Here is a 9,558-nt window from a genome sequence, read left to right on the forward strand (position 1 = left end):
CCGGGGGGGGGGCCGGGGGGGGGGGCCCTGGGCACCGCGGGCGCGGGCGCCCCAGACCCCGCCGCCTCGGGGTTTGGGTGAGTTTGTAGGGTGGGTTAGCGAAGCGTAACCCACCACTTCGGTTACCGCGTAGACAAAAGCGGTGGGTTACGCTTCGCTAACCCACCCTACGCCACCCGCCACTCCGGGACGCCATCCGCGGCCGTCGTGATCTCGCCCAGCGAACCCACCGGCGTGCGGTCCATGTTCAGCACTTGCGCCAACGTCGCCGTGTCGCCCGCGGGAATCCGCGCCAGCGTGCGCCTGTCGTCTTCCGTCCGCAGCATCACCACGCCATGCTCGACATCGCCGCTGCGGCCATAGAGCACCGTAAAGCTCTCGACCTTGCCCATGCCGCTCGGCTCCGTCACGAACTCCGGCACCGCGCGCTTGTTGCGGTCCGCCGCCGCCTGCACGCTCGTCTCCTGTGCCAATGCTTCACGCGGCGGCGCCTTCGACACCACCAGCGCATGATGCTTGGTGACGAAGCCGCCCTGGCCGTAGAGCAGGCCGAGCTTGGCGCCGTTGCGCAGGCGCCGCACCATCGCGCAGGCAGCATGGGTCATGTAGGTGTTGAGCGGCGCCCCGAAGAAGGTGAGGCCGCCTGTTACGGTCGGCTGCACGTCCGCACCCAGGCCCAGCGTCCGCCGCGCCATTTTGGGCACGCACGGGAAGCAGCTATAGAGCTCGATCGCGTCGAAATTCTTGCCGTCGCCGTCGGCGAGATCCATCACGGCCTTCAAAACGGCGTTCTGCGAATGGCTCTCGTAAAACTGGTCGCGCAAAAGATAGTCGCGCGGTTCTTCCGCCGAAGCGCCGCCGAGCGGGTAGACGAGCTTGTCCTCGGCGATGCCTGCCGCACGCGCCCTGGCGAGGCTGGTGAGCAGCAGCGCGCCGCCCATGTTGACGCTCGGGTTGGCAACCATGAGCTTGTTGTAGGGCCAGGCGATCAGGCGGTTGTCCCCGGTCGGCGTCGTGATTTCGTCGGGCGCATAGCGCCGCTTCAGCCAGGCATTTGGATTTTGCGCGGCGGCTTCTGAATAGCGCGACCACAGCACGCCTGACTCCGCCATCGCTTCGCGCGGCGTCTGGCCCCAATGCGCCGAGGAGGCGGCCTCGTAGAATGGATACACCGTGACGGGCCGGAACACCCCGAGCTTCTGCGCCAGCGGCTTCTGGTACGCTGCGCCGCGTTTCGGCTCCTCGACGTCACGGGCGAACGACGTCCATGGCAGCTTCGCGCCGGCGCGCTCCGCCTTGGTCGCCGTCGACTGTGCCTCCGCGCCGCAGACAGCGGCAACACTGCATTCACCGCGCGCAATGCGCTTTGCTGCCTCGTGGATATAGCGGATCGGGCTCTCGCCGCCGACGGGGCCGTAATAGCAATGCGCGGGCGAGATGCCGAGTCGTTGCGCCAGCAACTGCTCCGGATCGCGATAGCGCCAGCTCAGGAAGTTGACGACGTCGAGTGACTGCACCTCGCCGAGCAGCTTTGCCCCGGCATCTGCTTCTGCCCGCCGCACCGCCTGTTCGAGCAGGTCGAGCGGCTCGAGGCCGTCGGTGATCTTCTTGGGACGGTCGACGATCTCGCCGACGCCGACGATGACGGGGATGCGGTCTTCGGGGGTATTTTTCTTGTCTGTCATGCTTCAGTTCACGATGTCAGTTGTTTCGTCATTGCGAGCGCAGCGAAGCAATCCAGGATCTGTCCGCGGTGAGAGTCTGGATTGCTTCGCTGCGCTCGCAATGACGGTGTGCGGCGATCACTCCGCCACCAGCGCATTCATATGCTCGACGGCTTCGGCGAAATCTTCCTTGAACTCCTGCACCACCGCGCCGGCCGACTTTACGCTGTCGATCAGCCCGACGCCCTGGCCGACGAAGTAGCTCACGAGATCGCGCGCCTTCGCGTTGCCGCCCGCTGCTGCGCGGTCGATCGCGTTGAAGGCGTCGCGGCTGACGATGCTTTGCAGCGGCATCGGCAATGCGCCGGGGCTCTCGGGTGCGCGGTCCCAGGCGTCGGTCCAGACCGAGCGAAGCTGCCGTGCCGGTTTCCCGGTGCGGCCCTTCGAGCGGATCGCATCGCGCGACGATGCCGCGATCATCTTCTCGCGAAAGATCTCCGTGGTCTCGGACTCGACGGTGGCAAGCCACACCGAGCCGGTCCAGGCACCTGCGGCACCCATCGCCATGCAGGCTGCCATCTGCCGTCCCGTCATGATGCCGCCGGCCGCCAGCACCGGCACGTCGCGGATCTTCTTGATCGCCTTGATCACCTCGGGCACCAGCACCATGGTCGAGACCTCGCCGCAATGGCCGCCGGCCTCGGTGCCCTGGACCACGAGGATATCGACGCCGGCCGCGACCTGGCGCAGCGCGTGCTCCTTGGCGCCGACCAGTGCTGCGACCGGCACGCCGTGCTTCCTGCCCATCTCGATCATGGCCTTCGGCGGCACGCCCAAGGCATTGGCGATCAGGCGGATCGGGTGCTTGAACGAGACCTCCAGCAGCTCTAGCGCGGTCCTGCCATCGAACGGCTGCGGCTGGTTGTCGGCGACCTCGGTGGTCGTGAGTTCGATGTCGAATTTCTTCAGGAGATTGCGCGTGTAGTCGCGGTGCTCCTGAGGCACGCGCGCTTCAAGGCTCTTCCAGGTGACGTCCTTTTCGCCCGCCGTCGAGATGTTTTCGGGGATCAGCACGTCGACGCCGTAGGGCTTGCCGTCGACGTGATCGTCGATCCATTTGAGCTCGCGCTCCAGCGTATCCGGCGTGTGCACGGTGGCACCTAACACGCCAAAGCCTCCGGCCCGGCTGACGGCGGCGACGACATCGCGGCAATGGCTGAAGGCGAGCAGGGGGAAATCGATGCCCAGCATGTCGCAGATCGGCGATTTCATCGTTCCCTCCGGCGGGCCTTCGCGTTGCTGTTGTCGCAATCTTGAGCGAAGGCTCATCGACGCTAGACCATCGTCTTGCGCTATGCCAATCCGGATTTGGCGGCGCATCTTGCGTGCACACGCCGTGTTACGCGAAGCCGCACGCATGGCTCGACAGATGCGGCCTCTGGTGCAGGTCGTCCTCGGCAACGTCGGATGCATGACGCGGCCTCGAGGCCCGCGCCGGACGCAGGGCCGGCAGGGCTTGCCATCGGCCGTCCGTGGGCTAATTAATGCAGACGCATCTTTTCGCCGGAGCCCCCTCATGACCGACACCCCCGCCTACGTGCCGCCCAAAGTCTGGACCTGGAACAAGGAGAACGGCGGGCAGTTCGCCAGCATCAACCGTCCCATCGCCGGTCCCACTCACGACAAGGAGCTGCCGGTCGGCAAGCATCCCTTCCAGCTCTATTCGCTGGCGACGCCGAACGGGGTCAAGGTCACCGTGATGCTGGAGGAGCTTCTGGCGCTCGGCCACAAGGGCGCGGAATACGACGCTTGGCTGATCAGAATAGGCAACGGCGACCAGTTCGGCAGCGGCTTTGTCGACATCAATCCGAATTCCAAGATCCCGGCGCTGATGGACCGCTCCGGCCCGGAGCCGATCCGGGTGTTCGAGTCCGGCTCGATCCTGTTCTACCTCGCCGAAAAGTTCGGCGCCTTCCTGCCGAAGGACATCAAGAGCCGCACTGAAGCGATGTCGTGGCTGTTCTGGCAGATGGGCAGCGCGCCCTATCTCGGCGGTGGCTTCGGCCACTTCTACGCCTACGCGCCGACCAAGATCGAATACGCCATCGACCGTTTCGCGATGGAGACCAAGCGCCAGCTCGACGTGCTCGACCGCCGGCTCGCCGACAACGAATATCTCGCCGGCAGCGAATACACCATTGCCGACATGGCGGTGTGGCCCTGGTACGGCGCGCTCGCCAAGGGGCTGGTCTATGGCGCGGGCGAATTCCTCTCCGTGCAGGACTACAAGCACGTGCAGCGCTGGACCGACCAGATCGCCAAGCGTCCGGCCGTCAAGCGCGGCCGCATGGTCAACCGTGTCTCCGGCGATCCCGCCAGCCAGCTCCACGAGCGTCACGACGCCAGCGACTTCGAGACCAGGACGCAGGACAAGGTCGGCGAGGTGGCCGCGTCGTAGGCGCATCGCTGAACATCGCAGTATTGTAGGGTGGGTTAGCGCTAGCGTAACCCACCTCTTTCGCTTCCCCGGAGACGAACAGTGTTGGGTTACGCTTCGCTAACCCACCCTACGGCAGGGCCGCGCTTGGCGAGACCTCACGCCATGCTCAGCTCGTGGCGTCCCACCACCATCCAGTGCACCTCGTCCGGACCATCCGCGAAGCGCAGGTGACGGACGTCCTGGTACATTTCGGCGAGCGGGGTCCAGTGCGAGATGCCCGTGGCGCCGTGCATCTGGATCGACTGGTCGATAATCTTGCAGGCGCGCTCCGGCACCATGGCCTTGACCATGGACACCCAGACGCGAGCTTCCTTGTTGCCGAGCACGTCCATGGCCTTGGCGGCCTTCAGCACCATCAGTCGCATCGCCTCGATCTCGCAGCGCGCCTGCGCGATGATCTGCATGTTGCCGCCGAGATGGGCGATCTTCTTGCCGAAGGCTTCACGGGTGAGGCCACGCTGCACCATCAGGTCGAGTGCCTTCTCGGCCTTGCCGATGGTGCGCATGCAGTGATGGATGCGGCCGGGGCCCAGCCGAAGCTGCGAGATCTCGAAGCCGCGGCCTTCGCCGAGCAGAATGTTCTCCTTGGGCACGCGCACGTTGTTGAAGCGCATGTGCATGTGGCCGCGCGGCGCGTGGTCCTGGCCGAACACGTACATGGGGCCGAGCACCTCGACGCCGGGCGTGTCGCGCGGCACCAGGATCTGCGACTGCTGCTTGCTCGGCGCCGCATCCGGATTGGTCTTCACCATCACGATGAGGATCTTGCAGCGGGGATCGCCGACGCCGGAGATGTAATACTTCTCGCCGTTGATGACCCATTCGTCGCCGACGAGCTTGGCGGTGGTCGAGATGTTCTTGGCATCGGAGGAGGCGACGTTCGGCTCGGTCATGACATAGGCCGAGCGGATCTCGCCGTTCATCAGCGGCTTCAGCCACTTCTCCTTCTGCTCCTTCGTGCCGACGCGCTCCAGCACCTCCATGTTGCCGGTGTCAGGCGCCGAGCAGTTCATGCTCTCCGAGGCCAACGGGCTCTTGCCGAGCTCGGATGCGATATAGGCGTAGTCGAGATTCTTCAGGCCCTGGCCGGTCTCGTCGTCGGGCAGGAAGAAGTTCCAGAGGCCTTCCTGCTTGGCCTTGTTCTTGGCCTTCTCCAGCACCTCGAGCTGCTTCGGCGTGAAGCTCCAGCGGTCTTGTTTCCCTTCGCCGGCCTTGGCGAATTCGATCGACATCGGTTCGACGGTGTCGCGGATGAACTTCCTGACGTGATCATAGAGCGGCCGGACCTGGTCCGACATCCTGAGGTCGTTGAGCTCGTCCCCGGGATTGAGGGTGTAGTTGGTGGTGCGGGGAATATAGGTGTGTTTTGTCATTGTTCCTCCCGGGGTCGCTGAGATCGCATTGAGCCGGAGAATAGTCGCAGCGTCGGCAAAGTGCGAGCGCGCATTTTCTAGAGCGAGCCATGCCATGCGATGGAATATCGCAGGGCGTTTGAAATGTTGTTTGAATGGGACGGTTGCCGCGAGCGCTGCTGTCATCGCCCGCTAAGGCGGGCGATCCAGTAATCCGACGCGTCGGTGATTCATGGAGAAGCCGCGGCGTACTGGATGCCCCGGTCAAGCCGGGGCATGACAGCGGTGGTTGCGGCCGGCTCAGCTCGCCATCCGATGCATCGCGCAGATCTTATTGCCGTCGAGGTCGCGCAAATACGCAATATAGAGGTTGACGCCCGGGCCTTGGCGGATGCCGGGCGGATCTTCGCAAGGAACGCCGCCGGCAGCGATGCCGGCCGTATGCCATGCATTGACCTGCTCCGGCGAGTTGGCGGCAAAGCCGATGGTGCCGCCATTCGCAGGCGTCGCCGCTTCGCCGTTGATAGGCTTGGTCACCGAGAACACGCCGGTCTTGGTGATGTAGAAGATGCGATGGCCGTCGACCCGCGCCGGCCGCACCTCGAGCGTGGACAGCAAATTGTCGTAGAAGGCCTTGGCCTTGTCGAGGTCGTTGGTGCCGATCATCACGTGTGAAAACATTTTTGCCCTATTTCCCTCATCTTGTAGCCCGGATGGAGCGCAGCGTAATCCGGGTCTTGTTTGCTTTTGGCCGTCCCGGATTGTGCTGCGCTCCATCCGGGCTACGAGAATCAAAACGCCGTATAGCCGCCGTCGATCACAAACGTATCCGCGGTGTGGTACGACGACGCCTTGCTCATCAGATACACTGCGATGCCGCCGAAATCGCTGGCTTCGCCAAAGCGGCGCACCGGAATGCGCGGCATCACGTTTGCGACGAATTTCTCGTTGGCCATCAGGCCCGAGGTCATGTCGCTCTTGATCCAGCCGGGCAGGATCGCGTTCGCGGTGGCGCCGTGGCGCGCCAGCTCAACGCCGAGCGCGCGCACCAGCGCGTTGATCGCGGCCTTGGTCGCCGCGTAGTGCTCGTTGCGGGCGGTACCGAAGATCGAGGCGAGACTCGAAGTCGCCACCAGCCGACCGAAGGGATCGCCCGCATTGGCGCGCTCGGTCATGTGTTTTGCGGCCGCCTGGAACGCGTGGAACACGCCGTCGAGATTGGTCGCAAACATCCCACGCCATTCCTCTTCGGTGCGTTCGATGAAGGAGCGCCGGCCGCCGCCGCCGATGCCGGCATTGGCGAAGCAGCCGTCGACCCGGCCGAACATGTCGAGCGTGGCCTTCATCGCGGCATTGACCGAGGCCGGGTCGGAGACGTCGCAGACCCGCGCGTCGACCTTGCCTGATAGCCCGGCCAGGCTCGCGGCAGCGCTGCTGTTCTTGTCAGGATTGCGACCCCAGATCGAGACGTTGCAGCCCTGGCCGGCGAGCGCCTGCGCGATGCCTAGCCCGATGCCGCCATTGCCGCCGGTGATCACGGCGACCCGTCCCGAAAGGTCGAAAAGGTTCATGGCGCGTTTCCTGTTTTTGCTTGGGTCGCGCATCAGCCGCTGCGCGCAAGATTGCTTGCTATGCTCTGATCACCATGGACAAGACCGTGCCAAAAATCAAATATGCGCCCCGGCAAAAGTAATTCCGGTCTGCGAAACTGGCGCAGGCCGCAACTCACGAGGAAACCATGCAGTTCAAACACGTCACGCTCGATCTCGATGGCTCGGTCGCGATCCTCAAGCTCGACCACCAGGAGGTGATGAACGCGGTCTCCGTCGACATGCTGGGCGGTCTCGCGGAAGCGCTCGACACGATCGAGGAGAAGAAGGACGAGGTGCGCTGCGTCGTGCTCACCGGCGCGGGGCGGGCGTTCTGCACCGGCGCGAATCTCCAGGGCCGCAACAACCAGTCGAAGAAGACCAAGGCCGGCCTGACGCTTGAGACCGGCTTCCATCCCTTCCTGCGCCGCATCCGCAATCTGCATTGCCCGATCGTGACCGCGGTCAACGGCCCCGCGGCCGGCGCCGGCATGAGCTTCGCGCTGCTCGGCGACATGATTTTATGCGCGCGGTCCTCTTACTTTCTTCAAGCCTTCCGCCGTATCGGCCTGGTGCCGGATTGTGGCTCGACCTGGCTCTTGCCGCGGCTGATCGGCAAGGCGCGCTCGATCGAATTGTCGCTGATGGGCGAGCGGCTCCCAGCCGAGAAGGCGCTGGAATGGGGCCTCGTCAACCGCGTCTATGATGACGGCGTGCTGATGGAGGAGGCGATGAAGCTCGCGCATGACCTCGCCAGCGGCCCGACGGTCGCGCTGTCGCTGATCCGCAAGCTCTACTGGGACAGCCCGGAAAATTCCTTCGAGGATCAGCTCAATCTCGAATTCCAGTGCCAGCTCCGCGCCGGCGACACGGATGATTTCCGCGAAGGCGTCGGCGCCTTCTTGGAGAAGCGGCCGGCCAAATTCAACGGCAGGTGATCAAGGGCAAATGATCGAGGCCGAACTCTCCCGCAGCGTTGCGCGCTGGTGCCCGGGCGCAACTGGTGTCGCTGGCGTGGCAAGACTGTCCGGCGGCGCCAGCCAGGAAACCTGGCGCTTCGACATCGTGCATCCCGATGGGCCGATCGGTGCGATCCTGCGCCGCTCGCCGAAGGGGTATGGCGCGGCGCCGACGCGCGCGGCGGGTCTCGGCGCGGAAGCGCAGCTGATGCAGCTTGCCTATCAGGCCGGCGTGCCGTCGCCGCGCGTGATGCATGTGCTCGCGCCGGACGACGATCTCGGCACCGGCTTCATCATGCAGCGGGTCGAGGGCGAGACCATCGCGCGCAAGATTCTTCGCGATGATGAATTCGCCGCGGCACGGCCGCTTCTCGCGCGGCAGCTTGGCGCCGTGCTCGCGAAGCTGCACAGGCTGCCGCTGGACAAATTGCCCGAGCTGCGCAGCCGGTCCGCGACCCAGGAGATCGCCGAGTTCGAGCGCGATTATCGCAGTCTGGACTGGCCCAAACCCGTGTTCGAGCTGGCGCTGCGCTGGCTGCGCGACCACGATCCGGGCCCTGCGGCCGAGACGACGCTGGTGCACGGCGATTTCCGCAACGGCAATCTCATCATCGGCGCCGACGGCGTGCGCGCGGTGCTTGACTGGGAGCTCGCTCATCTCGGCGATCCCATGGAGGATCTCGGCTGGGTCTGCGTTAACTCCTGGCGCTTTGGTGAGATCGACAAGCCTGTCGGCGGGTTTGGCTCGCGTGAGGAGCTGTTCGCCGGCTATGAGGCCGCAGGCCGCAAGGTCGATCCATCACGTGTCAAATTCTGGGAAGTGATGGGCACGCTGCGCTGGGGCATCATGTGCGGCGGCATGATGCAGCGATTTCGAGAAAGTCCGGACCATTCGATGGAACGCGCCATGATCGGACGCCGTGCCTCCGAGACCGAGATCGATCTGTTGCGGCTGCTGGTGCCGCGGGGGAGTTGACCATGCAGGACGAGCCGACCCCGATCGAGCTGACCAAGTCAGTCGCCGATTTCCTCCGCAACGATATCGCGCCGCTGATCTCCGGCCACCAGGCTTTCAAGCTGCGCGTCGCCATCAATATTCTTGATCTCGTGACACGGCAGTTGACGCTGGAGGAGGGGAGCGACGCCGCGGAGGTGGACCGCCTGCGCGCGTTGCTCGGCATGGACGGCGCGGTCACCGATCTCAACCGCGTACTCGCCGAGCGTATTGCGAGCGGCGAGGTCGATCTCGCGACGCCGGGGTTGGCCGAGCATCTGTGGGCGACCACGATGGACAAGCTTGCGGTCGACCAGCCGAATTATGCATCGTACAAGCGGGAGCTGTCGCGCGGCGGGTAGACCTCTCCTCGTCATTGCGAGGAGCGTAGCGACGAAGCAATCCAGACCGTCTCAGCGGAAAGATTCTGAGCCTCCCCTAAATCGGTGGACACCTATAGCTTAGACAGCAAGAGGTGTCAGATGACGAAACGGCAGCGA

General features: G+C 64.6%; 9 protein-coding genes. 4 read left to right on the forward strand and 5 right to left on the reverse strand.

Features of this window, described 5'->3' with window-relative positions; all coding sequences use genetic code 11:
* Positions 1 to 167: 167 nt before the first annotated feature.
* Both AC0L30_RS39895 and AC0L30_RS39900 read right to left on the reverse strand, forming a co-directional pair.
* On the reverse strand, positions 168 to 1,685 hold the full coding sequence (locus AC0L30_RS39895; protein ID WP_007593717.1) for an acetyl-CoA acetyltransferase: 1,518 nt from the start codon (positions 1,683 to 1,685) through the stop codon (positions 168 to 170).
* A 117-nt stretch (positions 1,686 to 1,802) separates the two neighbouring features.
* On the reverse strand, positions 1,803 to 2,936 hold the full coding sequence (locus tag AC0L30_RS39900) for a nitronate monooxygenase (RefSeq protein WP_007593715.1): 1,134 nt from the start codon (positions 2,934 to 2,936) through the stop codon (positions 1,803 to 1,805).
* A 304-nt stretch (positions 2,937 to 3,240) separates the two neighbouring features.
* Between AC0L30_RS39900 and yghU the strand changes: the two genes are divergently transcribed.
* Positions 3,241 to 4,122 (forward strand): glutathione-dependent disulfide-bond oxidoreductase, encoded by an 882-nt coding sequence (gene yghU / locus AC0L30_RS39905; RefSeq protein ID WP_007593714.1) that lies wholly within the window; start codon positions 3,241 to 3,243, stop codon positions 4,120 to 4,122.
* Positions 4,123 to 4,259: 137 nt separating this feature from the next.
* Here yghU and AC0L30_RS39910 read toward each other — a convergent pair whose 3' ends face one another.
* From AC0L30_RS39910 to AC0L30_RS39920, 3 genes are all read right to left on the reverse strand, one after another.
* Positions 4,260 to 5,537, reverse strand: coding sequence for an acyl-CoA dehydrogenase family protein (locus AC0L30_RS39910; protein WP_007593713.1), 1,278 nt, complete (start codon positions 5,535 to 5,537; stop codon positions 4,260 to 4,262).
* Between the two features lie 279 nt (positions 5,538 to 5,816).
* Positions 5,817 to 6,197, reverse strand: a complete 381-nt coding sequence (locus tag AC0L30_RS39915; RefSeq protein ID WP_007593712.1) for a VOC family protein — start codon at positions 6,195 to 6,197, stop codon at positions 5,817 to 5,819.
* 110 nt (positions 6,198 to 6,307) lie between these two features.
* Complete coding sequence (locus tag AC0L30_RS39920) at positions 6,308 to 7,087, reverse strand: SDR family NAD(P)-dependent oxidoreductase (protein ID WP_007593711.1); 780 nt, start codon at positions 7,085 to 7,087, stop codon at positions 6,308 to 6,310.
* A gap of 167 nt (positions 7,088 to 7,254) precedes the next feature.
* On the opposite strand from AC0L30_RS39920, the gene AC0L30_RS39925 reads away from it, so the two are divergent.
* Genes AC0L30_RS39925 through AC0L30_RS39935 form a run of 3 tightly spaced genes read left to right on the forward strand, consistent with a single transcriptional unit; the run spans position 7,255 to position 9,420 of the window.
* Positions 7,255 to 8,043, forward strand: coding sequence for an enoyl-CoA hydratase/isomerase (locus AC0L30_RS39925; protein WP_007593710.1), 789 nt, complete (start codon positions 7,255 to 7,257; stop codon positions 8,041 to 8,043).
* A gap of 10 nt (positions 8,044 to 8,053) precedes the next feature.
* Positions 8,054 to 9,040: a phosphotransferase family protein gene (locus AC0L30_RS39930; RefSeq protein ID WP_007593709.1), complete on the forward strand. Its 987-nt coding sequence runs from the start codon at positions 8,054 to 8,056 to the stop codon at positions 9,038 to 9,040.
* Positions 9,041 to 9,042: 2 nt separating this feature from the next.
* Positions 9,043 to 9,420, forward strand: a complete 378-nt coding sequence (locus tag AC0L30_RS39935) for a DUF6285 domain-containing protein (RefSeq protein WP_354127677.1) — start codon at positions 9,043 to 9,045, stop codon at positions 9,418 to 9,420.
* The last annotated feature ends 138 nt before the right edge of the window (positions 9,421 to 9,558 follow it).

The sequence above is a fragment of the Bradyrhizobium sp. MI1.11 genome (genome assembly GCF_055811255.1).

Bases quoted from the DNA above. Each gene is read 5' to 3' on its own strand.
- AC0L30_RS39895 (WP_007593717.1), bottom strand. From the start codon at position 1,685: ATGACAGACAAGAAAAATACCCCCGAAGACCGCATCCCCGTCATCGTC.
- AC0L30_RS39900 (WP_007593715.1), bottom strand. From the start codon at position 2,936: ATGAAATCGCCGATCTGCGACATGCTGGGCATCGATTTCCCCCTGCTC.
- yghU (WP_007593714.1), top strand. From the start codon at position 3,241: ATGACCGACACCCCCGCCTACGTGCCGCCCAAAGTCTGGACCTGGAAC.
- AC0L30_RS39910 (WP_007593713.1), bottom strand. From the start codon at position 5,537: ATGACAAAACACACCTATATTCCCCGCACCACCAACTACACCCTCAAT.
- AC0L30_RS39915 (WP_007593712.1), bottom strand. From the start codon at position 6,197: ATGTTTTCACACGTGATGATCGGCACCAACGACCTCGACAAGGCCAAG.
- AC0L30_RS39920 (WP_007593711.1), bottom strand. From the start codon at position 7,087: ATGAACCTTTTCGACCTTTCGGGACGGGTCGCCGTGATCACCGGCGGC.
- AC0L30_RS39925 (WP_007593710.1), top strand. From the start codon at position 7,255: ATGCAGTTCAAACACGTCACGCTCGATCTCGATGGCTCGGTCGCGATC.
- AC0L30_RS39930 (WP_007593709.1), top strand. From the start codon at position 8,054: ATGATCGAGGCCGAACTCTCCCGCAGCGTTGCGCGCTGGTGCCCGGGC.
- AC0L30_RS39935 (WP_354127677.1), top strand. From the start codon at position 9,043: ATGCAGGACGAGCCGACCCCGATCGAGCTGACCAAGTCAGTCGCCGAT.